Source organism: Psychrobacter immobilis (genome assembly GCF_904846285.1).
Lineage (GTDB): Bacteria > Pseudomonadota > Gammaproteobacteria > Pseudomonadales > Moraxellaceae > Psychrobacter > Psychrobacter immobilis_D.
Genome location: NZ_CAJHAD010000008.1, coordinates 16477 through 41740, shown reverse-complemented (window position 1 = coordinate 41740; position 25264 = coordinate 16477). Strand labels below are relative to the sequence as shown.

At 43.3% G+C, this 25264-nt stretch carries 25 protein-coding genes; 18 read left to right on the top strand and 7 right to left on the bottom strand.

The window, feature by feature from the left end:
* Window positions 1-51: 51 nt before the first annotated feature.
* Entirely contained in the window at window positions 52-387 is a 336-nt protein-coding gene (locus JMX13_RS06640; RefSeq protein WP_068407914.1) for a pyrimidine/purine nucleoside phosphorylase, read from the bottom strand.
* 569 nt (window positions 388-956) lie between these two features.
* On the opposite strand from JMX13_RS06640, the gene recN reads away from it, so the two are divergent.
* The 8 genes from recN to JMX13_RS06600 all read left to right on the top strand — a co-directional run bounded on the left by recN (window position 957) and on the right by JMX13_RS06600 (window position 7600).
* Window positions 957-2636: a DNA repair protein RecN gene (gene recN / locus JMX13_RS06635; RefSeq protein ID WP_201611301.1), complete on the top strand. Its 1680-nt coding sequence runs from the start codon at window positions 957-959 to the stop codon at window positions 2634-2636.
* A 132-nt stretch (window positions 2637-2768) separates the two neighbouring features.
* Window positions 2769-3332, top strand: coding sequence for a YqgE/AlgH family protein (locus tag JMX13_RS06630; protein WP_183619385.1), 564 nt, complete (start codon window positions 2769-2771; stop codon window positions 3330-3332).
* Window positions 3333-3404: 72 nt separating this feature from the next.
* The gene (ruvX, locus tag JMX13_RS06625; RefSeq protein ID WP_201564270.1) at window positions 3405-3917 is read left to right on the top strand and encodes a Holliday junction resolvase RuvX; all 513 of its coding nucleotides are present in this window, start codon (window positions 3405-3407) and stop codon (window positions 3915-3917) included.
* Window positions 3918-3991: 74 nt separating this feature from the next.
* Entirely contained in the window at window positions 3992-4471 is a 480-nt protein-coding gene (locus tag JMX13_RS06620) for a hypothetical protein (RefSeq protein WP_201611293.1), read from the top strand.
* Window positions 4472-4551: 80 nt separating this feature from the next.
* Entirely contained in the window at window positions 4552-4878 is a 327-nt protein-coding gene (tusA, locus tag JMX13_RS06615) for a sulfurtransferase TusA (protein WP_201611290.1), read from the top strand.
* A gap of 141 nt (window positions 4879-5019) precedes the next feature.
* Window positions 5020-6240: a methyltransferase gene (locus JMX13_RS06610; protein WP_201611288.1), complete on the top strand. Its 1221-nt coding sequence runs from the start codon at window positions 5020-5022 to the stop codon at window positions 6238-6240.
* 38 nt (window positions 6241-6278) lie between these two features.
* Window positions 6279-7217, top strand: coding sequence for a site-specific tyrosine recombinase XerD (xerD, locus tag JMX13_RS06605; RefSeq protein ID WP_201611286.1), 939 nt, complete (start codon window positions 6279-6281; stop codon window positions 7215-7217).
* Window positions 7218-7261: 44 nt separating this feature from the next.
* A complete protein-coding gene (locus JMX13_RS06600) occupies window positions 7262-7600 on the top strand; it encodes a DUF3817 domain-containing protein (RefSeq protein WP_201611284.1) in 339 nt (112 codons plus the stop codon).
* 137 nt (window positions 7601-7737) lie between these two features.
* Here the strand turns inward: JMX13_RS06600 and JMX13_RS06595 are convergent, their stop codons facing one another.
* Window positions 7738-8766, bottom strand: a complete 1029-nt coding sequence (locus JMX13_RS06595; protein ID WP_201611282.1) for a hypothetical protein — start codon at window positions 8764-8766, stop codon at window positions 7738-7740.
* Between the two features lie 245 nt (window positions 8767-9011).
* On the opposite strand from JMX13_RS06595, the gene JMX13_RS06590 reads away from it, so the two are divergent.
* Complete coding sequence (locus JMX13_RS06590) at window positions 9012-9620, top strand: class I SAM-dependent methyltransferase (RefSeq protein WP_201611280.1); 609 nt, start codon at window positions 9012-9014, stop codon at window positions 9618-9620.
* 109 nt (window positions 9621-9729) lie between these two features.
* Here JMX13_RS06590 and lptG read toward each other — a convergent pair whose 3' ends face one another.
* Both lptG and JMX13_RS06580 read right to left on the bottom strand, forming a co-directional pair.
* A complete protein-coding gene (gene lptG, locus JMX13_RS06585) occupies window positions 9730-10956 on the bottom strand; it encodes an LPS export ABC transporter permease LptG (protein ID WP_201611278.1) in 1227 nt (408 codons plus the stop codon).
* Window positions 10956-12260, bottom strand: coding sequence for an LPS export ABC transporter permease LptF (locus JMX13_RS06580; RefSeq protein WP_201611276.1), 1305 nt, complete (start codon window positions 12258-12260; stop codon window positions 10956-10958). The genes lptG and JMX13_RS06580 overlap by 1 nt, the downstream gene beginning before the upstream one ends.
* Before the next feature lie 436 nt (window positions 12261-12696).
* Between JMX13_RS06580 and JMX13_RS06575 the strand changes: the two genes are divergently transcribed.
* The 4 genes from JMX13_RS06575 (at window position 12697) to sstT (ending at window position 17185) form a co-directional block, all read left to right on the top strand.
* Window positions 12697-13326 carry a cysteine hydrolase family protein gene (locus JMX13_RS06575; protein WP_201611274.1) on the top strand — a complete coding sequence of 210 codons (630 nt, stop codon included), beginning with the start codon at window positions 12697-12699 and terminating at the stop codon, window positions 13324-13326.
* A 238-nt stretch (window positions 13327-13564) separates the two neighbouring features.
* On the top strand, window positions 13565-15229 hold the full coding sequence (locus tag JMX13_RS06570; protein WP_201611272.1) for a leucyl aminopeptidase: 1665 nt from the start codon (window positions 13565-13567) through the stop codon (window positions 15227-15229).
* Window positions 15230-15293: 64 nt separating this feature from the next.
* Complete coding sequence (locus JMX13_RS06565; protein WP_201611264.1) at window positions 15294-15788, top strand: DNA polymerase III subunit chi; 495 nt, start codon at window positions 15294-15296, stop codon at window positions 15786-15788.
* A 194-nt stretch (window positions 15789-15982) separates the two neighbouring features.
* On the top strand, window positions 15983-17185 hold the full coding sequence (gene sstT / locus JMX13_RS06560; protein WP_201611257.1) for a serine/threonine transporter SstT: 1203 nt from the start codon (window positions 15983-15985) through the stop codon (window positions 17183-17185).
* A gap of 200 nt (window positions 17186-17385) precedes the next feature.
* On the opposite strand, the gene JMX13_RS06555 is transcribed toward sstT, so the two are convergent.
* Both JMX13_RS06555 and JMX13_RS06550 read right to left on the bottom strand, forming a co-directional pair.
* The gene (locus JMX13_RS06555) at window positions 17386-17709 is read right to left on the bottom strand and encodes a chaperone modulator CbpM (RefSeq protein WP_201564015.1); all 324 of its coding nucleotides are present in this window, start codon (window positions 17707-17709) and stop codon (window positions 17386-17388) included.
* Window positions 17710-17824: 115 nt separating this feature from the next.
* A complete protein-coding gene (locus tag JMX13_RS06550) occupies window positions 17825-18811 on the bottom strand; it encodes a DnaJ C-terminal domain-containing protein (RefSeq protein WP_201611255.1) in 987 nt (328 codons plus the stop codon).
* 458 nt (window positions 18812-19269) lie between these two features.
* Here JMX13_RS06550 and JMX13_RS06545 point away from each other — a divergent pair, with 458 nt between their 5' ends.
* A complete protein-coding gene (locus JMX13_RS06545; RefSeq protein WP_201545137.1) occupies window positions 19270-19632 on the top strand; it encodes a septal ring lytic transglycosylase RlpA family protein in 363 nt (120 codons plus the stop codon).
* 103 nt (window positions 19633-19735) lie between these two features.
* Here the strand turns inward: JMX13_RS06545 and JMX13_RS06540 are convergent, their stop codons facing one another.
* A complete protein-coding gene (locus JMX13_RS06540) occupies window positions 19736-21742 on the bottom strand; it encodes an ATP-binding cassette domain-containing protein (RefSeq protein ID WP_201611248.1) in 2007 nt (668 codons plus the stop codon).
* Between the two features lie 300 nt (window positions 21743-22042).
* Here JMX13_RS06540 and JMX13_RS06535 point away from each other — a divergent pair, with 300 nt between their 5' ends.
* From JMX13_RS06535 to gshA, 4 genes are all read left to right on the top strand, one after another.
* On the top strand, window positions 22043-22225 hold the full coding sequence (locus JMX13_RS06535) for a hypothetical protein (protein WP_201611238.1): 183 nt from the start codon (window positions 22043-22045) through the stop codon (window positions 22223-22225).
* Window positions 22226-22283: 58 nt separating this feature from the next.
* Window positions 22284-22664, top strand: coding sequence for an iron-sulfur cluster insertion protein ErpA (erpA, locus tag JMX13_RS06530; RefSeq protein ID WP_201611236.1), 381 nt, complete (start codon window positions 22284-22286; stop codon window positions 22662-22664).
* 372 nt (window positions 22665-23036) lie between these two features.
* Window positions 23037-23393: a roadblock/LC7 domain-containing protein gene (locus tag JMX13_RS06525; RefSeq protein ID WP_201545135.1), complete on the top strand. Its 357-nt coding sequence runs from the start codon at window positions 23037-23039 to the stop codon at window positions 23391-23393.
* A gap of 284 nt (window positions 23394-23677) precedes the next feature.
* The gene (gene gshA, locus JMX13_RS06520) at window positions 23678-25261 is read left to right on the top strand and encodes a glutamate--cysteine ligase (RefSeq protein ID WP_413786305.1); all 1584 of its coding nucleotides are present in this window, start codon (window positions 23678-23680) and stop codon (window positions 25259-25261) included.
* The last annotated feature ends 3 nt before the right edge of the window (window positions 25262-25264 follow it).

Here is a 25264-nt window from a genome sequence, read left to right as displayed (position 1 = left end):
GGGTCATACAACGGCTCTTGACGCCTTTAATAACAAGATGTTCTAGCCGGCTTACCCTTCTAAATGACAGATATACTGCACGATTTCTTCCGTGCGTAAGTTAAAGCCACTATTGCCTTCGACCACGAATGACTGTCCTGCGCGGTAGTAGCTGAATTCTTCTTCACCGTTTATTTTGACCTCACACTCACCGCTGATGATTTCGATACGTTCAGAGGTATTGGTGCTAAAGTGATAGTGTTCGACCAAATTGTCGCAAGGCAAAATAACTCCTAACGTTTTATGGCGACCGTCCTCAAACATAATGGTGTGGCTTGAGCAACGACCATCGTAAGATATCGTGGCTTGAGCATTGACTGTTACATTGGTAAATTGCGCCGCTGTCATAGTGGCTTCCTTATCAAATAATTATTGCCAAACTAAAAAACCAAATTGAAAAATCTAATTGAAAAACTAGAGATTAATTCACTGCCTAAATGACAGTTAAACAACCTCTTTTTAATGACTAATTTTTAACGACTAACACTATATTCAGCTTAATGTCACTAACAACTAAAGATAGCATCCGGCTGAGCTTACATTGTCTGAAATATTTATGCACCTCTGACTTTGACCGTCATAGTGCTGTCTTTGTTTATCTATAAGACCAACCTTGTAGCACAGATTGTATGAAAATCTGGTGGTAAGAGTTTATCATTATGTGAGATTATGCTACCACATTATATCTATAAAGTTTGTTACAGCGACTAGGAAAGTTTGCTTTATTATTAAATGCACGACCAACTTTGATTACCTTTAAAATTTGTATTTACTGTCTTTTGCCACCATAATATTTGCCAATCTCCTTTATCTCATTAGCACCATTAACCAAAGCCGTTTATTTCCTTATTTACCTATTTTAGACATGAATTATCAGCATAATTGGTGAAGTTCATTGTCTGCCATGAGAGGCGTTGATGCTCGTATCATTAACTTTACATCAGTTTGCATTGATTGCTCAGCATGAGCTGAGTGTGGCTGAAGGCTTCAATGTCATCACCGGTGAGACGGGTGCTGGCAAGTCGTTATTATTGGATGCACTATCTTTATGTGCAGGCGAGCGCGCCGACAGTGCGATGGTCAGACACGGCGCTGCGCACGCCGATATTTATGCCCAGTTTGATGTGGAAAATAATGACGTCGTTGCCGAATGGTTTGCCAAACATGAGCGTCCATTAGAAGAACCTGAAGTGTTGATTCGTCGTCAGCTTAGTAATACAGGGCGCTCAAAAGCGTGGTTAAATGGCACGCCGGTCAGCTTGGCGGAGCTTAAAAGTTTGGGCGCCTTACTGGTTAATATTCATAGTCAACATGCCCAGCAAGCATTACTTAAGCCGCAGTTTGTGGTGCAATGGCTGGACGAGATGGCACAAATCACGCCACTTGCAGAACAAACGGCCAGCAGCTATCAAGCTTATCAGCAGCTCAAACGCCGAGCTGCTGATATCGCTAGCCGCGAAGCCCAACGCCAAGACCGTATGCAGTTGTTGCAAAGCCAGCTTGCCGACATTGAGCCACTACTCGCCGTTGATTATGCAGAAGTTGAAGCCGAGCACGAAGAGCTATCTAATATCGAGGCATTAATGCAAGAGGCCAGTCACGGCTTGCACCTACTCGATAATGATACCGATGAGCCTGATGTCATGACCTTGCTCGGACAAGCGATTAAGCTTTGTGACAACCAAATGAGCGTCAGTCAAACCTTTGAGCAGGCTTCCGAACAGTTGCATTTAGCACAACAGCAAATCACTGAGGTCACAGGCTTACTATCGGATTATGCTGAGCAACAGCTACCTGACCCTGAGCGCCTGCAAACACTCGATAGCTTAATCAGTCTCGGGCATCGTTTGTCACGTAAGCATGGCTTGCCAGCAAATGATTTAATCGATGAAGCAAAAGGTTGGGAAGCACAATTAGCACAATTAGAAAACGAGCCAAGCAGCGATGCGATGGCGGCGCAAATCGAGCAAGCATGGCAAGACTATCTCACGCTCGCAACGCAGTTAAATAAAGAGCGCTCAAAAGCGGCGCCGATTGTCAGTAAGCAGCTGATTAAGCAATTACAACCGCTTGCCCTGCCCAACGCCCGCTGCGAGTTTGTGTTTACCAAAAAGGCCGATACGAGCCAATATAGTGCGCAAGGCTGCTATGATATCGATTTATTATTTAGCGCCAACGTCGGTATGCCGATGCAGCCATTACACAAGATTGCCTCGGGCGGTGAGCTGTCACGGATGGCACTGGTGATGCAAGTATTGCAAGCGACCAATGCTGATAATAATGCCGCCAAGCCGATGCTCGTCTTTGATGAAGTGGACGTTGGCATCAGTGGCGGCACCGCGCAAGTGGTCGGTGAGTTATTACGCGCGCTTGGGCAGACGCAGCAGCTGCTGGCTATTACCCACCAAGCACAAGTTGCGGCACAAGCGCACCAACATATCTTGGTACAAAAACATCATGATGAACAAACCGAAAGCGAGCTATTAATATTGACCGATAGTGCTCAAGTCGATGAGCTGGCACGTATGTCTGGCGGTGTGACCATTACTGATGTCACCCGTGAACATGCGCGTAGTTTATTGACCGATGTTAAATAAACATCTACGGTGCACCATTAATGTTGAATAAGCGCTAAATATTTGCTTTGGTTGATTTTTTACTCAGTATCGCCATATAGTGGTGTGTCATCTCTGTTATTTTACCATTTACATTAGGTTGCGTTTTTTGCTATGTCCAAAGCCAATTTGACCCATCATTTCTTAATTGCGGCACCCGAGCTGTCAGACCCACGGTTTGAGCAGGCGCTGATTTATATCTGTCGTCACGATAAACACGGGGCACTCGGACTGATGGTCAATCGGCCATTAGAGCAGTCGCGCGTGGGCAAACTGTTAGAGGATTTAGACATTGAAGTGACTGACCCACAAGTGATGGAAGATGTGGCGCTAGAAGGTGGTCCTATGTATCCAGAAGTCGGCTTTGTCCTGCATACGGGTCAGCCAGAATGGGCATCGTCTTTTGCAATATCAGAAAACGTATGTATCACTACCAGTCAAGATATCCTAAAACGTATCGCCGCCGGTCAAGGTGTTGGGCATTATCAGCTGTGCTTAGGTCATGCCAGTTGGGGTAAAAAACAGCTCGACCAAGAGCTCAATAACGGCGACTGGCTCGTCTGCCCTGCTGATTTAAACTTATTGTTTGATACGCCATTTGAAGAACGTTGGCAAATCGCTGCCGATAAGATTGGCGTTAATTTTGACTATTTAAGCAGCGATATCGGTCATGCCTAGCGTTATATATTGAGTACTATATACTTAGCAGCATTTGCTTAATGAAGACAGAAATAGGAAACACCCCTGATTATGGTAGATAGCACGCTTATAACAGATACGACAGCTGTCGAACCAGCCATTAAGCCGCATCTTATTTTGGCACTCGATTATGGGGTCAAAAAGATGGGCATGGCGTTAGGTAATACCATTACCGAGACTGCGCGTGCCTTTGATATCTTGGCGATGAATAACGGTCAGCCTGATTGGGATAATCTGCTCGGTATTATCAAAGTTTGGGGCGTGGCAAAAGTGGTGGTCGGATTGCCACTGAATATGGATGGTAGCAGCTCAATGCTGTCCAAGCGGGCGCACAAATTTGCTCGCCGCTTAGCCCATAGAGTTATGGAGCAGCATCTGCCGGTAGTTGTGAGTCTTTGCGATGAGCGTCTAACTTCAGTGGCAGCACGCGAAATTGCGTGGGAAAACGGCTGGATTAAAAACGAGCGCGACCCAATTGATGATATCTCCGCCTGCATCCTGATGTCGACTTACTTTGCTGATCCCAGTAGCAGTATCGCCATCGACGCGATTAAAGCGGATTAAGATAGCAGTAAGTCCATTGCTAACATACCGCGCCTCTTTGCTATATCATCTAAACGAATAAATGACTGATTAATATGACCACTGTCTCAGACCAATCTTTGCAAAACAAGTCGCAACGTGGCTTTGCACCGCTCGCGATTGCGCGTATCAAAGGCGCTCAACGAGTAAACCAAATAGCGATTTATCTTATTTATGCCGCTATTCTCGCCTTTATGGTTTTTGGCACCATTGCCAGTATCAAAGCCTTTCATGACAATCAATTGCTTTATCAACTCTTCTATAACTTGCCCTATGCCTTGGTTGCGCTCACGATTCCTATTACTATCTATGATGCGTTGGTTATTTATCGTTATCGCTTAAATCAGCCATCGATGATTGCTATGAGTATTGGCGTATCGACGATCATATTGGTTGGCGGGCTTTTATTTGCCGATACTGCTTGGTTGGGACTATCTTGTTGGCTTGGGGTGGCATTTTTATTCAAAGTTAGCTTTAAGCGCTTTTTTGACTTTTTAGAAACTGAAGAAGACACTGAAATCGCTGAAGAAGCGTAAAACAGCTGAACAGAAAATAATGCTAAGCAATAAGATAGCAAAAAAATTTAACCACATTTTATTAATTTAAAACGACGACTATGACTACTTCAATACCTGATAGCACGATTCAACATCATCTAGATACTCAAGGGCTTATTTGCCCTGAGCCAGTGATGATGCTGCATCGAATCATTCGTAAAGCCGAAGCCGGTGCGGTGATTGAGATACTCGCGACCGACCCTGCGACCACTCGCGATATTCCTAATTTTTGCCGTCATTTGGGGCATGAGCTTGTAAAGCAAGAAACGCTTGCTAAAAATGTACCTTTAAATGTCGATCCCGATGAAATCACAGTTGCTGACGATAATAACGCGCCTATCAGCGCCACGCTTTATCGTTATTTGGTCAAGAAAAAGAATGCTTAAATGTATTTGATTGACCCTAGAGCATTAGTAACCTAAGAGCACTAAGAACGTCAGTACATTAATAAATGTAACAGCAGTAATAGCATCAAGATATCTTTGCTTTGTACGAAACATATCATTCACAAATTAAAGGTAGATAGCGTGTTAGCAACCCAAAAGCAGTATGTGCAGTGGCAGGAAAACAAAGACGGAAACGAAACCTTACATCAAGCCCGCTGGTTGTCGGAAAGCAATCATATGCCGCCTGCCCGTATTGTATTGATTGATGATAAAACGACCGCAGATGAGGCTTACCGTTTGGCTTGCGAAGGCACTTCATTACTGTGGCGCGGTGACTTTCATAATGCCAAGCAATTGCTACAAGCGCTCAACCGACGTATTGAGCGTACCAATGAGCGCTCTGAGCAGCGTAAAATAAAAAAAGCAGCAAATCAATCTGCTAAGTCTAATAAAACTGCAGTTGAATCTTCAGAGTTATCCAAAGACATTCCCAACTTATTTCATCAGCAGCGCCAAATCCAAGCGCAGCGTGCGCGCATATTAAGCCGCTTGCTATTAGAGCTTGATGCCAATTATGTCAGCCAGTTACGCCGCGCTCCCGATGTCAGTGCAGCTTGTATAGCTGCTTTTGGCGAGCTGAAAGAGTCATGTGTACTGTCGTTTCGTGATTTGCAAGGGGCGCTTGGCGCAGCACAGTGGCGCGAAAAAGGCGTCCCAATTGAAAGTTTAGGCCTATCGATATTCCCGCATTATGGCGTTTTTGCACCAACCCGCCATGAGTATGTACAGCTATTGCTCGATGCGCCATTACCAAAAATTCATGATGTCGCCTATGATATTGGTACGGGCACTGGCTTGCTGGCTATTATATTAGCGCAGCGCGGTGTAAATCAGGTAATTGCCACCGACTTAAATCCGCGTGCTTTGGCCTGCGCCAGCGAAAATTTTATGCGCCAAGGGCTAGCTAACGTGCAGTTACAGCAAGCAGACCTTTATCCGACTGATGCGCCACTTGCCAATTTAATTGTCTGTAATCCGCCTTGGTTGCCTGCTAAGCCCAGCTCGCCGTTAGAGTACGCCGTTTATGATGCCAACAGTGCAATGCTGCGTGGATTTTTGCAAGGCGCGAAATCTCATTTAGCTAAGCAAGGAGAAGTCTGGTTGATTCTGTCAGATTTGGCTGAGCATTTACAATTACGCACTCGTGAGGAATTATTAGGCTGGTTTGCTAATAGTGGTTTGAAAGTAAAATATCGTCTCGATACCAAATCTAAGCATGGTCGCAGCCAAGATAATACCGATCCGCTATTTGCAGCGCGTAGTGCGGAAGTCACCTCATTATGGTGCTTAGAAGCTGCCTAATATTTAATAATTGATAATTAATCATTGAGTATCAAATTATGAGCCGCGACCGTGCTGTGCAACAGCGCCAACCTAAAGCGCTAGCCGTTGATGATGAACCTACTTATATCACCGAGTTTCGTCAAGCGATGCTTGCCCGCGGGCTTGCAACGCGGACGCGTAACGCTTATGTGCGCGATTTGCGTTCTTGCGAGTTGACCAATCCTATCGCGCTGACGAAATGGCAACCTGAAGACGTGCTGCACTGTCTATCAACCCTTACCCAAGACGGCAAAACGCCGCGCACGCAAGCACGTATGCTCTCAAGCTTGCGCCAGTTCTACCTTTGGATGATTGCCAGTAATCTGCGCGAGGACAATCCGTGCGAGCGTATCAAAAGCCCCAAATTAGGCCGTCCACTGCCAAAAGACTTAAGCGAGGCGGATGTCGATAATCTGCTTGCTGCGCCTGATACTAGCACGGCACTCGGACTGCGTGATAAAGCCATGTTAGAGGTGCTCTATGCTTGTGGTCTACGGGTCAGCGAGCTAATTAACCTCTCGCTTGAACAAGTAAACCTAAATTCTGGCTGGCTACAAATTACCGGTAAAGGCAATAAAACCCGACTGGTGCCATTAGGTGAATATGCAGCAGATGCACTAGAAGACTATCTAACACATGCTCGTGGTGATTTGATTGCGCATTTAAAATCGGGCAATTGCCAAGCGGTGTTTTTAACCGCGCAAGGCGGCTATATGACGCGGCAAAACTTTTGGTATCTATTAAAGAAATACGCCAAAGTTGCCAGTATCGATAAAGAGTTATCGCCGCATACCTTACGTCACGCTTTTGCGACCCATCTACTTAATCATGGTGCGGACTTGCGTAGCGTGCAGTTATTACTTGGGCATAGTGATTTATCAACGACGCAAATTTATACCCACGTGGCGACGGCGAGATTGCAGAAGCTGCATGCCGAGCACCATCCGCGCGGTTAAAGTTGGAACTAAAGATCTATTGATGATTGTAAGAGGAATAAAACGTGTTGCAAGCTCAGCCATCCACTCTGCCTACCCTAACAAAAGGGCAAAATTCTGCCCTCAAAAACCTTACTATCATGGGTTACTTAGAAGGCACGTCTTTTTTATTATTGCTTGGTGTCGCTATGCCTCTAAAATATATGCTGGGTATTCCCGAAGCGGTGAAATATATCGGTATGGCACATGGAGCACTATTTATCGCCTATATCCTGATGCTGCTGGTCGCGACTAGCAAAATAAAAATGCCGCTGTGGGCAATGCCTGCAGGTGTGCTTGGCTCATTTTTACCATTTGGTCCGTTTATATTTGATCACTTGTTGAAGAAGCGTTTGAGAAAGTGATGTTGATCAAGTAAATCTATACATGCGTGGTAACGGCAGTATTGGAAGGTTATATATGGAGTATCATTCACAGGGTTGGGTTTTTATTCAAATTTCTAAATTAAGTTTTTTCCAAAACTGCTTTCTATAACTTGTCTTCAAAACATAATTTTTGTATCAACATGCAGCTTTCTCAAGTCGAAAGGTCTTAATCTACTTTCTTCAATCAACTCTATAAATGCCTTAAAAAAGTGTCTTTTTTGGTTCTTCTCGAGCTTTAGAGGTTTGTCTCTTAAACCTGTTGCAATCATTACAGAGACAACTTTGGAACCGAATTCGATTAACTCCTCTTCTGTGAAATCTTCCATATATCTATTAAGTCGATAGTTTTTTTCAATCCTCTCTTGGCTATTTAGAGTCTTATCAGGCTCTTTCTTTAGCTTCTCAATATTCATAGCTAAATCAAAATCAGTAAATACTTGATAATTAGAACCACTGAAAACAGAATAATCTTTAACCATTTGAGCTAAAAACTTATCTGCTTTTACACTTATTTCAGTTACATCTAAGGTTCCATTTTCGATACAATAAACTGGCAGCATTATTCCATCATTTTGGCTAATTTTTAATTGATGAGTCCCCTGAAACAATATTACCTGATGGATATTTGTGAATCTTAACTTTCCATTGGTTCTAGACACTAACTTCTTTTTAATATAATCAACTAATACATCAGGTTCAAAAAACTCTGCTAATTCGTTAATAATAATAAGAGTTCCATAAGTTCGATAATCCATATTCAGATACTGAACTGTCGATTTTATCTGCCTATTAGCTTTGCTTATGATGCTTTCAATTTGTCTAAAAGCTTTAGTTTCTATCTGAGTTATGATTTCTTCACCATCAGATAAGAGACTAACAGCTTTTCTGAAATCAAACTCACCATAGATAGCGGGAAAGTCAGGTCTTTCCATGATTTCCTGGAAATGCTTATTCATTTTTTGAGCAGGGCTTTCCTTTAAAGTCTTTAATTCAATAACAATTAGATCTCTAACTGCATAATCAGCAACTGATATTACATAAGATGCTCTATTAGCAGCAAGGTCAAGATCTTCAACTACATCATACTGTGACATAAAATGTTTAAAGTTGATTTCGTTCGAGAAGTTAATATCTTTATTATTCATATTTATAGAGCCTTTTGACCTCAATTAGTCATTTACTATACTAAGTATTATAAAACAAATGATTAGCTTAGAGCTTAGGCTTAAAACGAGACATTACTTTTTCCTTAATATTCACAACTATAATAAATGAAACCAATCCCTAGCTGCAAACCTGCCCTTTTCTCGTTACAATACTCTCTATAATGTACGCGCTGTTTCATTCTATAGCCTACTAACCTTTTACTTATCCAATACCTGAGAATCCCATGAGCCATAGACCCCCTGCTGACCTATTAAAAAGCGCCCAACATTGGCGCGAAGATATTAACTTTCGCCAAGATGTGCTGGGCAAGCCGTTTGATTTTGCGACCACGTGGGGTATTTTTTCACCGCAAAAGCTCGATGATGGTAGCTTAATGCTGCTTGATTATGTGGATTTTCAAGCGGATGATGATTCGATAGATTTGGGCTGTGGTTATGGCGTGCTCGGTATGACAGCGGCGCGTGAATGTCCGAATGGTCTGCATACCTTGATTGATAAAGACTTTATGGCGGTAGAATATGCGCGCTTGAATTGCGAGAAAAATGGTCTGAAAAATGTCGATGTACATTTATCAAACGGCTTTAATCATGTAGCAAAAGATAAAGACTTTAGCCTTGTGATGTCAAACTTGCCAGCCAAAGTAGGCAAAGAGCAGCATTACCTATATTTTCTCGATGCCTATGCGCGCATGCGTAAAGGTGGGCGCTTTTATGTGGTCACCATTAATGGTTTACGCCAATTTATGAAACGCTCATTTACCGAAGTGTTTGGCAATAGTGAAAAAGTCAAACAAGGCAAAACTTATACCATTACCATGGCGACCAAAGACTAATCTATAAACACTTCAGACTTCAAAGCTTATGTCTTAAACGCTATGTATACAAAAAGCCCGCTAACATTATGATGTGTTAGCGAGCTTTTTTGTGCCTAAATTTCTAGAGTTACATTTGCCGTTTCAGTAAATATCCACCCAATATCGTGCTGGCGATAATCGGTAATATCACCATTAATAACGGCGAAAATCCAGTCGCTAATGAGACAAAACCAACCAAGTCTTGCACATAACTAAATAGCAAGCCAAATAGCAATGCCACGACGATACGTAAACCTAAGCTATGGGTGCGCAATGAGCCAAAAACGAATGAGCAAGCAACAATCACCAGCGATAAAATCGATAACGGTGAGAGCAGCTTTTGCCAAAATGCTAACTCATGACTTAACGAGCGCGTGCCTTGTTGGCGCATAAACTGACGATGCTCATACAGCTGAGTCAATGACAAATCCTCTGCCTGACGAGTGAGTAAATATACCGATTCAGGGGCAAAGGGCAAACTTAAGGTATCTGACGGTGCGGTAGCTTGGCTACTCTCAAAGCCCTGATTAATCATCAACTTGGTCATATTGCTCAGCTGCCACTCGTAACGATATTGCTCGCTCGGTTTGCTGCTATTGGTATCTATAGGCTCGCGGCCGATATATTTCCCCCCCTCAGCATGAATGGCGGTTTGCAAGTTGCCATTATTGTCCAAATGCCAGCGTTTGACCTCGCCGATATTGCCTTGCACATCGGCATAATCGATATACAAAATATCGCTGCCATCTGGCTTGGCACTACCGTCTTTTGCACTCTCGAAGCGCGGTTGTACCGTCCAATAACCGCGTACCGAGGTGACAAGCGAGCTATTGTCTTGATCGTTAATCTCTTGCGCCAATTGATTTGAATGCGGCAGGACAAACTGATTAATTACCAATGCCAACAGCACAAAAATCATAGCAGGCTGCAACACCCAACCGACGATACGATAAACACTGACGCCAGCGGCGCGCATGACGACGAGCTCGCTTTTATTGGCAAGTAAACCTAAACCAACCACAGCACCAAGTAATGCGCCCGTTGGGATAAACTGCTCTAAGAAGTACGGCGAGCGATAAAAGATATATTTAATCGCCTCGCCCATCGTATAGCTATCATCTAGCGAATCCAGCTCAGACAAATAAGAGAACACCAACTGCAATGCCCACAAACCTATGACCGCGCCAATGATGGCAAGTAAAGCGTTTAGTTTAACGTAACGGCTCAGCACTTTTAGATTGGTTGGTTTGGGCGCAAGTTTCAGTTTAGTGTTTGGCGAATTCGACTTTGATAATTTAGAGAATAAAGCACTCATTAGGATTGTCCTCCTTGTGAGCCATTGCTTTTGTGGTCAATATTGCCTTGATGCTCGCTAACGGTTAACAGCTCATCTGGCTTGCGAAAGCGCAAACGATGCTGCATGCGGCTGCCCCAGTTCATATAAAGCGCCAATCCTATAAATCCTAATATTAACCATGCATACGCCCAAACGCTCACACTGCCTTTACTCACAGCATTTTTGAGCGAAATAATGCCCAGCGCACAGCTGACAAATAATAAAATCGACGGGAACAGGCGCAACCAGCGACCTTGACGCGGACGTACTTGCGCCAGTGGCACGGCAAGCATCGGCGCGATAATCATCAACCAAGGTAAAGCCAGACGATAACCAAGCTCCCCTTGCGCCGCTCGAAGTGCATTTTCACTATTCACTGCTGCGCTGCCCGTTGCGGCTTGCCATAATGGACCAATTGCTTGGGTTTCAATATTGGCTTCGGTGATGACTTCTTTGGAGGATTCGGTCAAGGTGATACGATAGCGATCAAAGCCCACTTGATTATACTTTAGACTGCCCGCGCCGACTTCATAACGGCGACCTTGGAATAAATCTAATTGGGTGACACCGCTACTGCCAGTATCTACTTGCTCAGCGCGTTTGGCCAAGGTAATGGTATCTTTACTAATATGGTCTTTGCTTATAATCTTGTTACTTGTGAGCGCGTTTGGCAGCTCTGGGATATTGAGTTGCTCAGCAGTTTCAGGGTCAATATTACTATTGACATCAACGGTGGCATTTTTTGCGGCATTGCCTTTAGTCTTAGGCTCAGACTGAATAAGTATCACATCTTGCAATTGCTTTTTATCATCGCTTAAGCTGCCAACATACAAGTGATAATTGCCACTACTAATAAACTGATTAGGACGAATCAAATCAAAAGCGCTGGTCAACGCTTGCTGCTGCCAGACGCTTTCCGATGAGCGTACGCCCCACGGTTTGCCAACGATAGATAAAGCTGCTTCCCCAACAAACAGCGCCAATATCAACGGTGTCATCAAACGGCCAAGCTTACCACGCGACACGCCGCTGGCATTAATCACCGCCATTTCTTGGTCAACGTATAATCGCCCAAATACCAGCATGAGAGCGATAAAAAAGGCCAGTGGCAGGATGAGCTCTAAAAAGTAAGGCAAATTATAACCAATAATGGTAAATAATAAGCCGATGTCCAGATTGCCTTCTGCGGCAATACCAAAGTAACGGATTAAGCGACCGCCGAGCATCATCACCACTAAAAACCCCAATACCAAGGCGGTCGTTGAGGCAACTTGTTGAGTCATATAGCGGCGTAATATCACAATAGGCACTCTTTAGAAAAAGGTTGGTATGCGCACGATTGAGCGCAGGTTTATTGGCGCTACGCTATAAATAGTAGCGATAAAGATAACCGCTAATCGTAGCATATTTTGCTTAAAAATGGCTGTGAAATGTGTTTGAAAACATTGCGTCTATCTTGCTGTAATGCTGCATGAATGGCTAGATATTAGATAAAATCAGCAAAGCGTATAGCGCATATAATTTATAAGCTTGTCTTAATATAAGCGCCACTCTATTAAGTCTTTGCGCTATATTTTTGCTTTATGTCATTTGGAAAAGTTTGTTTGTCGTTGGTATCCTTACGCGCCTATCTTTAGATTTCGTTGCTAGACTGAGTGAAATGCAAAATTTATGCTTATATTATTTAACGCTCATATGACACAACGGAGAATACGATTGATGAATACACTGACTTCTACTCCAGCCACTACTCCATCGACCTTACTTGAACTCGCTGGTGGTCAATTTGCTGCCCTTGATTGGTCAAATTGCGCTATCGTCTTTATTGACTATCAGAACGAATACGTCGATGGTGCGATGCCATTGGGGCAAGCCGGTGATAACGCCATTAAAAATGCGCGTCTACTACTAGATAAAGCCCGCACGCAAGACATTCCTATTTTCCATATCGCCCATCACGGCGCAGATAATGATAAGGTTTTTAATCCTTTATCGTCGAATGTTGAAATTGTCGCTGAATTACAACCGAAAGATGGCGAAACTGTCATTGTCAAAAAACATCCTAATGCTTTTTATGATACTGAGCTACAAGCACTAATAGCAGGCACGCAAAAGCAGCAAATTATTTTTGCAGGTTTTATGAGTCATATGTGTGTCAGCTCAAGTATCAGAGCGGCATTTGATTTGGGCTTTGATAGTTTTGTCTGCCATGATGCCTGTGGTACGCGTGCCTTGCCGAATGATAATAAAGAAGCCATAAGTGCGAAAGTAATGCACGAGACTGCGATGGCAGCATTACAGGATAGATTTGCGGCTTTAGTGACGACAGCTGAATTGATTGGTGAGTAACTGACTACTCTGTAAAGACATAAAACAATTACTTAAACAATTATCGCAAAATTGTGCAAATATATTACCCAAGCCTTGCTCACTGCGCACTCGCCTCGCAATATGCTACACTATTGCGATGGCTAATTAGCCCAAACATTTTAATAAACAATACAACTGCTTTAACAGGTATAAACAATTTAAATAAAACCTGCCATTTTTATCATGCTAATTTCATAACTCTAATAAGGATAACTATATGAATATTAAATTAACCCAAACCTTGCCAAAGACGTATACGCAAAAAATTCTGAAAAAAGAAGCCAAAAGTAAAGATGCCGCCTGCCTTGTGGTGCTCATCGATGATAAGAAAAATATCTTAGCTGAAGCAGAATTAAGTGATTATCAAAGCCGCATTGAGCAGTTGATTGAAGTATCACATTTTAATGGTAAAGCCTGTGAAACAGTAGCTGACTATGCGCTTGCTGGTGATAAAAAAACCACTAAAGAAAATCCAGTACAGCTGTTATTGGTCGGTGTGGGTAATCTTGATAAACTTGGTCATAGCGTATTACAAAAAATCGCCAATACCATTTATCAAAGCACGCAAAAACGCGTTGACTCTATTACTGTCGCCCTAGGTGATGCATTAGAAGAAAATCATTTTGGTCAGTTTGCTTTGAATTTACTAGCAGCGAGCTACCGTTTTGATAAATACAAATCTGAGCAAACCACGCCAGTTTTAACCGATATCTATTTACTGGCTGATAAGTCTCTGCAAGCTTCTTTAGCATTTGCCGAAGCGGTCTTTGCCGGTCAAAGCTTGACTCGTGATGTCGCCAATGAGCCGGGTAACATTTGCTTCCCCGCTTATATGGCCGAACAAGCACAAGAATTGGCCAAAACCTATCCTGACCTATTAAAAGTCACGGTATTGGGTGAAGACGAGATGTCAGCGCTGGGTATGGGTTGCTTCTTGGCCGTTGCGCAAGGTTCTGCTAAAGAAGGCAAGCTGGTACTCATGGAGTATCGCGGAAAGTCCAACTTTAGCGCTAATGCTAATAAAGGCATGACTAACAGCGCCAAAGTCGCAGGCGGTCTAAAAGCCTTGGCAGATAAATTACCAACCAAAGCTGCTAGCAAAAAAGCCGCTAAAAATGCTGAACAAAATAGTGATAACGATGTACAAGCTGCCAATGATGACGCGCCTATCGTCTTAGTCGGTAAAGGCGTGACCTTTGATTCAGGCGGTATCTCAATCAAGCCCGGTGCGGCAATGGATGAGATGAAATTTGATATGGGCGGTTCAGCGTCGGTACTCGGTACGATTAAAGCTTTATGTGAAGCGCGTCTACCGATTAACGTCGTTGGCGCCCTTGCTTGTGCAGAAAATATGCCATCAGGTGATGCGACTCGCCCTGGTGATATCGTGAAAGCTATGAACGGCAAATCGGTTGAAATCTTAAATACTGATGCGGAAGGTCGTTTGGTATTGGCCGATACTTTATGCTACGTGCAGCGCTATAATCCAAAAGCAATTATCGATGTGGCAACTTTAACCGGCGCTTGTGTGGTTGCCTTAGGTCATGTACGCTCAGCGGTATTTAGTAATGATGAAGATGTGTTATTTGAGTTAGAAAACGCCAGCCACTTATCAGGCGATTTAATCTGGCACATGCCAATGGATGACGAGTATCAAACGCAGCTTGACTCGCCTATCGCTGATATGCAAAACATCGGTGGTAAAGGCGCCGGTGCTGTGACTGCTGCTTGCTTCTTATCGCGCTTCGTCGAAGAAGGTCAAGCATGGGCGCATTTAGATATTGCTGGTACGGCATGGAACTCTGGTCAAGACAAAGCGGCAACCGGTCGTCCTGTTCCACTGTTTATGCAATACCTCAAAAACAGCGCAAACATGGCTTAATCAGCTATAGATAATCTATTGCTGAAAAACCAATTTATGCAGAACAATTTATGAAAATGAATTTATGAACATCAGCTTTTATGTTTTAAGTGAGAGTAAAGCCCAAGATTTCTTGGGCTTTATTTGTCAGTTGACCCAAACGGCGCTCAATAAAAGCACTCAGTCGTTATTGATTCTTATCGACAGCGATGATGAATTACTATCGACGCTTGATGAAGCGCTATGGTCACATGATGCCGCAAGCTTTATACCGCATAAGCGACTTCTGGACGCTACTATTGCTGACACTGATGATGTTAATGAGACTGTTGACGCACCTGTTAAAAATGAAACATTAGCACCTGTTTTACTGGGCAACTATATGCCAGCGGATTTTAAAGGTATTGTCCTAAATACCACCATCCATCCCGTTAATACTTTTATGGCGGCGACCAATAATGCTCAGCCTACTCGGGTACTTGAGCTCATAAAACCCGACCCTAACAGTATGCAAGAAGGGCGGCATAAATATAAAGCTTATCAACAATTAGGCTATGAGCTGACACACTTCAAGGTTTAAGCTATAAAACCTCTTTATTTTTGTCTAAAAAAGCGTTTCTACTTTTCTCATACCGCACTTTTTCTTAGCCCTATATCCCTAGGCAGCTACGGGTTAAAGATAGGCGTTTCTCTTAAAAAAATGCTACCATCCTTCGATTGCTTTTAGGTTTTATGAAAAATCTCATATTTATTGACTAAGTCGAGGGTGTATAGATGCGTTCATTAATTGCGATGTACCAGCGTATAGGGTTGGTGCCGCTCATTATTATCGGTTTAATATTAGGTGTTTTGATTGGCTGGCTGGCACCAAATGTTGGCATTGCGTTAGGATTATTAGGGACGCTATTTGTCGGGGCGCTAAAGGCGGTCGCGCCGATATTGGTATTTATTTTGGTCATGGCAGCCATTAGCCAGCATCGCAGTGGCAATGAGGTGTATGTCAAACCCGTGCTGATTATGTATATGTTCGGCACTTTTTTGGCAGCCCTAACGGCAGTTGGCGCCAGCTTTTTATTCCCAACAGATCTGATATTGGTCAATGCCACCATTGAGCAAGTACCGCCAGCGAACCTTAAAGAAGTATTGACCAACTTGCTGATGAATTTGGTCGCCAATCCGGTCAATGCTATCGCCGAAGCCAATTATATTGGTATTTTGGCTTGGGCAATCATTATAGGTTTCGCCTTGCGTCAAGCCAGCGATACCGCGCGTACGGTAGTCGGTGATTTTTCTGATGCCATCTCACAAGTGGTCAAATGGGTCATCGCTCTAGCGCCGTTTGGTATTTTAGGCTTGGTTGCCAATACGGTCGCTGAGACAGGCTTTGCTGCGCTAGCAGGTTATGCCCGCATCTTAATGGTACTGGTTGGTTGTATGATATTTATCGCTTTGGTCGTCAATCCCCTGATTGTCTTAGTGAAGACCGGCAAAAACCCTTTTCCCTTGGTATTCACCTGCTTACGTGAGTCAGGTATTACGGCATTTTTTACCCGTTCATCAGCTGCGAATATACCGGTTAATATGAACCTTGCGCGTAAATTAGGTCTACACGAAGACACTTATTCGGTCACCATTCCACTGGGCGCAACCATTAATATGGCTGGCGCGGCAATTACGATTAACGTCTTAACCCTTGCGGCAGCGCATACGCTTGGTATCGAAGTAACCTTTGCGTCAGCGTTACTACTAAGTTTGGTAGCAACGATTAGTGCTTGCGGCGCTTCTGGCGTCGCGGGTGGCTCATTACTATTGATTCCATTGGCAGCGAGCCTATTTAGTATTCCAAACGACATTGCCATGCAAGTGGTGGCGATCGGCTTTATCATCGGTGTGATACAAGACTCGGCAGAGACCGCACTAAACTCTTCTACAGACGTATTGTTTACTGCCGCAGCTGATCCAAAATATGCGCGTTAATTTTTAACTAAGCAGCTTGTTTTCAAGTATTTTCTATAAATAATAAAGGGTCTCATACTAGAGACCCTTTTTTTGTGCTAAATAGTAGGTGATTCATTAATTTAAACAGTCATTTTAAATAGTTGCATTAAATAGTGGCTTCAAATAATGGTTTTAAATAACGGCTTTAAACATTTGCTTCAAACGAGTGTTTTAAACAGTTACTTTAAATGATCGACATCGACTTCGATCACTGGTGTTTGCATGTCGAGCTGGCGCTTAAATTGACGTAGCTGCTCAACCTCATCTAATAACTCCAGTATCAGACCAATCGCCGGCACGCTAGCTTCAAAGTCGCGGCTCAGGCGTGAGGCACGGCGCACAGTGGTCAATTGATAACCAGTGAATTGTTGGCGCTCTGGCACATCATATTCGATGATATTTTCTTCAATCAATTCGATGACCCATTGGCGTTCTTGACCACAGGCAGATACGAGCTCATCTAAGCTCAAGATAATATCGGTAAATTCAGGCGAGTGTTTCATCATGATTATCCTCGTTTGCTTTTTATTTTATCGTTATCGTATGATCTTTATCTCTATTGCAGGGTTTGTAGTCATTACTTTTTGACGTCATTTTGCTATTTGTTAATCGCTTTGGTTAACGGCTGATACTGGTGTCAGCAAAAGCTTCTTTAAGCTGCTCATAAGCTTTGGTAGCGGCCTCGCTGCTGATATCAGGGTTAACGATATTTAAGGTTAAATATAAATCGCCCGCTTGTTTAGCAGGAATGCCCTTACCTTTTAAACGCAGATTACTGCCAGATTTACTGTTTCTAGGAATCGTCACGCCAAGCGTCCCTGCTGGGGTACTGACGTTGATTTTTTCGCCGAGCGCTGCTTCCCACGGCGCTATATTAACGGTTTGATAAACGTCAGCGCCTTCGATGCGGATATTATCGGCATGACGAATCTTCACCTTTAAAAATAAATCGCCATTTTTACCACCGCCAATACCCGCTGCACCTTGTCCCGCTAGACGAATTTGTTTGCCATCGGTTATGCCTTTTGGAATCTTAATTTTCAGCGTTTTATTGTCGTAATCGACACTACCATTTGCTTGACGCGTAGGCACATTTAATTTAATGCTGTAATCGTCACCGTCATATACCGACGCCAAATCAACCGTAATTTCTGCATGCTGGTCTTGACCCTTACTATCTTGCGCGCCAAAACCGCCACGCTGTGACTGACTACCTGATTGTCCACCTGCCCCGCGACCAAAGGTGGAAAAAATATCATCGAAGCGAAAACCGCCATCGCCATAAGCTTCGCCTTCGCCAAACTGACCTTTAATATCTTCCCAGCGGTAGCCACCTTGTCCGCCCGCTGATTGCTCGCCGAATCCACCCGCACCAGCTTGACCGGCAAAGGGATTGTTGAGCATGGCATCGTATTCCGCCCGCTTGTCTTTGTCTCTAATGGTTTCATAAGCGTTGTTAATTTCTGCAATTTTATTATCCGCGTCGGGAGCGTCACTGACGTCAGGATGATATTGACGCACAAGCTTACGATATTTCTTTTTAATGTCAGCATCTGTGGCGTCTTTTTTGACCCCTAAAATGTCGTAATAATTTTTCTCTGCCATGTTATTTTTCCTCAATATAAAAGCACGTTAATAAGAAATGCTATGCCAATGTAAACGAGATGATGGGAAAGTTTATTTAACGGCGACATAACAGATTGCCATTATCATCTAGTAATCATGATAACAATAATAAAAGCTCGTACCGTTAGATAAATATTACCAGTACTGTCACCCACTATTAAACCCGTTACTCATCGTATAAGTATAAAAGCTATGTATATAGGACATCATGGGGATTTTATGAATAAAATTAAATAGATAGCATCGTTATCTAAGATAGATAAATCTAAAAATTTTAGGAAAAATAGCGCGCTTTGACCTTAAGAGTTCTTTTACATGCCTGTAATAATATAACAAGCTCCTTCTTGTAAGATACTTTCATTATTTGTACTCACAGGGAGTATGGATAACATAGGCAAGAATATCTGTCTATCTCATCAATAGCATACAGGTTTTAAATGTCTTATTTAATCAAGTCTTTAGTCATCACTTTATCGCTGCTGCTCAGTACCACCGTTTTTGCCGGCAATACCAGTTACTATGGTAGTAAGTTCCATGGCAAACGTACCGCAAGTGGCAGCATATTCAATATGAATTCTCTGACCGCTGCGCATAAAACGTTACCATTTGGGACCAAAGTAGAAGTAACCAACAAAAAGACAATGCAGAGCGTGATTGTAAAAATCACAGATAGAGGACCTTTTATTAAAGGTCGTATTCTGGATTTATCTAAAGCTGCTGCTGGTCAAATAAACTGCGAGCTTTGTACGACTACCATGAAGATACTCTCTTATGGTGATGGTAAATATCGTATGCAATAAGCACATAAAATACTAAAAAGGGAAGGCATAAGCCTTCCCTTTTTTATGACTAGCTTTTATCTCTTGGTTTTTATTAAAACTGAGAGATAAGCGCCTTGTCGCGCTAGCCTACACTGGCTTCCATTTCTTCTAGAGTCGTCATCGCGAGCAATAACTTTTCTTCACTATCGCTATGCTGCTGCTGTAGCGCCGTTTGCTCATTCAGTAATTTCATTAAATCAGCTTTACGGCTTTCTTCATAAAGCTCAGTATCAGCAAGCTTTGTCTCAAGAGTCGCTAACTTCTTATCAATATCAGCCAACGCTTTTTCTGTATTCTCAATATTGCGGCGAATAGGCGCAGTTAATTTACGTTGTTCAGCGGCTAATTTACGCTGCGCATCTTTACTAAGCACAGGTTGAGACTCGTTATTGCTCACTTGCTGATTGACCCCAGTATCATTAGTTTCACGTGAAACAAACTTCTTACTTTCCTTTTTGCTCTTTTTCTTACTATTGCTTTTATCGGGCGTATTTTCTTGCTTACGTTTTTCAGCCAGCCATTTACCATAGTCGCTGATGTCGCCATCGAATTCTTCGATTATACCGTCATGGACCAAAAACAGCTCATCACAGACGTTGGCAATCAGCTCGCGGTCATGCGATACCAGTACCACTGCCCCTTCAAATCCTTGCAAAGCGATGGTCAAAGCCTGACGCATTTGTAGGTCTAAATGGTTGGTTGGCTCATCGAGTACCAGCACGTTCGGACGTTGCCAAACAATCAACGCTAGCGTTAAGCGCGCACGCTCGCCACCGGAGAATAGCTCGCTTATGGTATCTATACGGTCGCCACGGAAATCAAAACTACCCAAAAACGAGCGTAGCATTGCATCAGACGTTTTACCTGCTAAGCGGCGTAGCATCTCTATCGGAGTTGCCTTAGGATCAAGGATATCCATTTGATGCTGATTAAAGTATCCAAGCTTTAGCGTATCTGAAACGTTATAGCTGCCCTTTAATACCCCAAGCTCACCGACCAAGGCTTTAATCAAGGTCGACTTACCCGCGCCATTCATTCCTAGCAGTCCGATACGCGTATCAGGAGTCACTTGTACATTGGCATTATAAAGGAGCGGGGTATCGCTATAGCCGATATCGGCATCGGTCAGCTCAATCAATGGAGAGCTCATATTCGCCGGCTCATAAAAGCGGAACGAGAATGGGTTGTCCGCCATCATTGGAGACAACTCCGCCATGCGCTCAAGCTGCTTGATACGGCTCTGTGCTTGCTTTGCTTTACTAGCCTTTGCACGGAAGCGACGAATAAAGTCGTCTAAATGCGCTTTGGTCGCTTCTTGCTTCTCAAACGCTTGTTGCTGCTGCGCCATACGCTCATGACGCGTGCGAATAAACTGCTGATAGTTACCGGTATAAAGGGTGATTTTTTGTTGCTCAACGTGCAAGATATGACCAACAGTATTGTCCAAGAACGTTTGGTCATGCGAGATAACGATGACCAAGCCAGTAAAGGCGTTAATCCACGTCTCAAGCCAAAGAATGGCATCCAAATCCAAATGGTTGGTTGGTTCATCAAGTAGCATCAAGTCTGCACGGCTCATCAAGGTCTTAGCAAGGTTTAAGCGCATACGCCAACCACCTGAAAACCCTTCTACAGGTAGCTCGTGCTGGTTGGTATTAAAACCAAGACCTGCCATGATTTGTGCCGCTTTGGTCGGCGTACGATAACCATCAATCTCATCAAACTGCTGATGTAATACCCCAATCTGATCGTCACTGACACTGCTTAAATCATTTAACGCCGCATTAATCTCATACCACTGCTCATCACCGCTCAACACATAGTCAATAGCGGTCTGTGTAGTCGCGCCAACTTCTTGCGCCATGTGCGCCACATGCCAGCTATCAGGAATACTGATTTCGCCCTTATCAAGCGTCACTTCGGTATCACCGGTGCCCATGCGTGTCAATAATAAGGCAAACAAGGTTGATTTGCCGGTGCCGTTATTGCCCGTCAAGCCAACTTTATGGCCCGGATGTAGCTGGAAGCTTGCCCCTGCAAACAACTCACGACCATCACGGCGAACACCAACGTCTTTAAATTCGATCATATAATTTCTTCATCTCAACAATAATATAAAACTTAAGGCAATAAAAACACACGTCTGGCATGTTTACAGGCGGCTATTATTTCAAACGCTTGCCGCATAGGCAAACGATTAAATAACTATTTTAAATTCAAACCTTTATACTGCTAAAAACCGCTCGTTATGATGATGGAGCGCGAACGATTTAAAAGTTTGTGATTTAAAATAGCTATCTCGTTGCAAACGCTGCTTTCACCCTTGACAAATCAATCAATACCCCAATTATGATATACTAGTAAAACACTATTGACATCATGCAGTTAAGTGCCTAAATTTAAGCGTCGGCAGCATTGCCATTCATCAAATCGCTATGCCACAATGCAAAAACGTCGCAATGCCAAAATGAGCGCTCAACATCAGCATCTAGATGCCTTGACCAAATATAAATATTTTACCGTAGCCTATGCTTTATCAGCCGCTACTCATCAGTCGCCCTATCCAGTATAAATAGACGACCTCGCAGAAATAAAAAACAAATCATTTGATTTTAGCAACTGAGGTAGATATGAACGAATCAGCCAACCAATTTAACCCAAGCTCAAGTCAGCCCGTTGACCCAACCGCGCTGAACTTAACCGACAGTGCGGCGAAAAAAGTACGTCGCCTGCGTGAAGAAGAAGGTGACAGTAACTTGATGCTGCGTGTCTACGTGACGGGTGGCGGCTGTTCAGGCTTCTCTTATGGCTTTAACTTTGCCAATGAGCTCAATGAAGACGATGCCAATTTTGATAATGAGGATGTGACCTTAGTCGTCGATTCGCTAAGCTATCAGTATCTGCAAGGTTCTACCGTTGACTATACCGAAGGCTTAGAAGGCGCGCGCTTTATCGTCACCAACCCAAATGCCATCACTACTTGCGGCTGCGGTTCATCGTTTTCTCTTTAAGCAGGTCGAGAGAGTTACGTCATTTTAGAAGCAACCTAGTCGAGCAACATAGTGCTGTTGGGATAAAATTAAGTATACAATCGTAAACTAAAAAAGTCGTTTTTAACCGATAATCCGGTAAAAGGTGGCTTTAATCGGTTTACGATTGTTTTTTTATGGGAATATGCTTAAATACCGCTTTCTTTTGAGTAGCTAAACTAATCAATCTCATATTTTAGCTGAGACCTAAAAGACTTTTTGCAAAGCCATTGCTTGCGAGCCTTTTATTAAAAGATTTTTGTTAGAAGATTTTTTATTAAAGGATTTTGCTATCAAAGGCTAATGACGGCAAAACAATCCCATTCCTATCCCAAATAATTAAGGCACACCCTCATGGCTAAGTTATCACTTGATGCATTAAACGACATTGACGGCTTTATCGCAGCAGCGTTAGTAGACAGCGAATCTGGTCTAGCAATGGCCACTCTTGGCTCTGGCATCGATCTTGAACTGGCTGCCGCTGGTAATACTGAAGTGCTGCGTTCTAAGCGCAAAGTAGCAGAAGCGTTAGGTTTAAATGAGAACATCGAAGATATTCTTATCACCTTGAGCAAGCAGTATCATTTGTTACGCCCATTGGTACGTAATGACAACTTATTTTTATACCTTGTACTTGACCGTCAAAAATCAAACCTTGCCATGGCACGTCATATTCTAAAAGGTTTCGAGACTGAATTAGAATTTTCATAAGCCTGTTTTTTATTTAAAGTATTGAATCATTTACATGAAATAATGAATTTAAAGCATCTACTTGATAAGTAGGTGCTTTTTTTAATTAAGATGCGCTGATTGCAAAATTTTATTTTATCTTTTATCCACGAAACAGCCGTAGTTTAACCACAACCGAAGCTTACTGTATTTGTAATTGTGCGTGGTTTTTAGGGTGGCTTTGGGCTAAACTGACGTGAATATCTCACCCCTTTTTGCAGTCGTACAGCAATCGTGTGGCGACTGACCATAACTAATAACAACAGATGACTATTATGAGTAATTTTGCGAGCAGCTTTGTCGATTTTGAAATTCCAAACTGGTTTGATAGCGAGCATTTAAGCGGCATGCTGCGCGGTATCGAAAAAGAGGGCCTGCGGGTTAAACCTGACGGGTTTTTGGCACAAACGCCACATCCTGCCAAACTTGGCTCAAAGCTGACCCATCCGTTTATTACCACTGACTATTCAGAAAGCTTGCTTGAACTTATCACTGATCCCAAGACTTCACCGAAAGAGACGCTGACCATGCTGCGTCAGCTGCATTTATTGGTTTACCAAGGTATGCCTGAAGGCGAGCTGATGTGGCCATTATCAATGCCGTGTATGCTGTCATCAAATGACGAAGATATTCCGCTAGCAGATTATGGCAGCTCTAATACTGGTAAGCTAAAGACCTTATATCGCAGTGGACTTGGTATCCGTTATGGTCGCCGGATGCAGACCATTGCAGGTTTACATTATAACCTGTCCTTTGGTGATGACTTATTTAATGCATGGCAAGCGCAAACGCCAAGCGCACAAGATTTGACCCTAACAGAATTTAAAAACGATAAGTACTTGGGTCTTATTCGCAACTTTAAACGTCTGACCAGTTTGTTGCTGTATTTATTAGGTGCCAGTCCCAGTGTCTGCCCGTGCTTTGTGTCAGGTATCGAGCACGACCTTGAGCTGCTTAATGACTCAACCTATTATAAACCGACTGCAACCAGCCTACGCATGGGTAAGCTTGGCTATACCAATAGCGTGCAAGAACACCTTGATATTCGGTATAACAATCTACCCGAGTATGTCAAAGGGCTACGCCGTGCGATTCAAACCCCGCATGAAAGTTTTCAAAAGCTGGGCTTAGATGATGCAGACGGCAATCCGATTCAAATCAATGATCATATTCTGCAGATAGAAAACGAGTACTATAGCCCTATCCGTCCAAAACAAATTGCTGAAAGTGGCGAGAGTCCAACCGAAGCGCTTGAGCGTCGCGGTATTGCTTACGTTGAGTTTCGCGCTATCGACCTCGACCCTTATAGCGATATTGGCATTCGCTTATCTAGCGCCTGTTTTTTAGAAGTGATGGCACTGTACTGCCTGCTCAGTGATTCGCCAGAGCTAATGCCAGCAGAAGAAGAAGCGTTGGCTGTTAATTTGGAGCGCGTGGTCAACGAAGGTCGCCGTGAGAACTTGCAAATCATCAATAATGGTGACGAGCAAACCCTTGAAAGCTGGATGCTCACCCACCTAAGCCGTATGCAGCCATTGGCAGAGCTACTTGATGCACACTATGGTGGCAATGAATATCGGACGGCGGTTGCCTTGATGCAAGGTAAAGCGGGACATTCTGAGTCGACTATCTCAGCGCAAGTTAACTCAGATAGTAAGCGTTTGGGCAGCTTATGGCAGCTTGGCTTTACTCTAGCACAGCAGCATCGTGAGTCAATATTACAGCAAACTTTGAGCCCGAACACCCAAGCCAAATATGAAGTACTTGCCGAAAAATCTATCTTGCAGCAAGCGGAGCTTGAAGCAGCTGAAACCGAAGACTTTATGGATTTTTTACAGCAATACCGCTAATTG

Excerpts from the sequence above, each read along its gene's own strand:
- JMX13_RS06640 (WP_068407914.1), bottom strand. The coding sequence starts at position 387 with ATGACAGCGGCGCAATTTACCAATGTAACAGTCAATGCTCAAGCCACG.
- recN (WP_201611301.1), top strand. The coding sequence starts at position 957 with ATGCTCGTATCATTAACTTTACATCAGTTTGCATTGATTGCTCAGCAT.
- JMX13_RS06630 (WP_183619385.1), top strand. The coding sequence starts at position 2,769 with ATGTCCAAAGCCAATTTGACCCATCATTTCTTAATTGCGGCACCCGAG.
- ruvX (WP_201564270.1), top strand. The coding sequence starts at position 3,405 with ATGGTAGATAGCACGCTTATAACAGATACGACAGCTGTCGAACCAGCC.
- JMX13_RS06620 (WP_201611293.1), top strand. The coding sequence starts at position 3,992 with ATGACCACTGTCTCAGACCAATCTTTGCAAAACAAGTCGCAACGTGGC.
- tusA (WP_201611290.1), top strand. The coding sequence starts at position 4,552 with ATGACTACTTCAATACCTGATAGCACGATTCAACATCATCTAGATACT.
- xerD (WP_201611286.1), top strand. The coding sequence starts at position 6,279 with ATGAGCCGCGACCGTGCTGTGCAACAGCGCCAACCTAAAGCGCTAGCC.
- JMX13_RS06595 (WP_201611282.1), bottom strand. The coding sequence starts at position 8,766 with ATGAATAATAAAGATATTAACTTCTCGAACGAAATCAACTTTAAACAT.
- JMX13_RS06590 (WP_201611280.1), top strand. The coding sequence starts at position 9,012 with ATGAGCCATAGACCCCCTGCTGACCTATTAAAAAGCGCCCAACATTGG.
- lptG (WP_201611278.1), bottom strand. The coding sequence starts at position 10,956 with ATGAGTGCTTTATTCTCTAAATTATCAAAGTCGAATTCGCCAAACACT.
- JMX13_RS06580 (WP_201611276.1), bottom strand. The coding sequence starts at position 12,260 with ATGACTCAACAAGTTGCCTCAACGACCGCCTTGGTATTGGGGTTTTTA.
- JMX13_RS06575 (WP_201611274.1), top strand. The coding sequence starts at position 12,697 with ATGAATACACTGACTTCTACTCCAGCCACTACTCCATCGACCTTACTT.
- JMX13_RS06570 (WP_201611272.1), top strand. The coding sequence starts at position 13,565 with ATGAATATTAAATTAACCCAAACCTTGCCAAAGACGTATACGCAAAAA.
- JMX13_RS06565 (WP_201611264.1), top strand. The coding sequence starts at position 15,294 with ATGAACATCAGCTTTTATGTTTTAAGTGAGAGTAAAGCCCAAGATTTC.
- sstT (WP_201611257.1), top strand. The coding sequence starts at position 15,983 with ATGCGTTCATTAATTGCGATGTACCAGCGTATAGGGTTGGTGCCGCTC.
- JMX13_RS06555 (WP_201564015.1), bottom strand. The coding sequence starts at position 17,709 with ATGAAACACTCGCCTGAATTTACCGATATTATCTTGAGCTTAGATGAG.
- JMX13_RS06550 (WP_201611255.1), bottom strand. The coding sequence starts at position 18,811 with ATGGCAGAGAAAAATTATTACGACATTTTAGGGGTCAAAAAAGACGCC.
- JMX13_RS06545 (WP_201545137.1), top strand. The coding sequence starts at position 19,270 with ATGTCTTATTTAATCAAGTCTTTAGTCATCACTTTATCGCTGCTGCTC.
- JMX13_RS06540 (WP_201611248.1), bottom strand. The coding sequence starts at position 21,742 with ATGATCGAATTTAAAGACGTTGGTGTTCGCCGTGATGGTCGTGAGTTG.
- erpA (WP_201611236.1), top strand. The coding sequence starts at position 22,284 with ATGAACGAATCAGCCAACCAATTTAACCCAAGCTCAAGTCAGCCCGTT.
- JMX13_RS06525 (WP_201545135.1), top strand. The coding sequence starts at position 23,037 with ATGGCTAAGTTATCACTTGATGCATTAAACGACATTGACGGCTTTATC.
- gshA (WP_413786305.1), top strand. The coding sequence starts at position 23,678 with ATGACTATTATGAGTAATTTTGCGAGCAGCTTTGTCGATTTTGAAATT.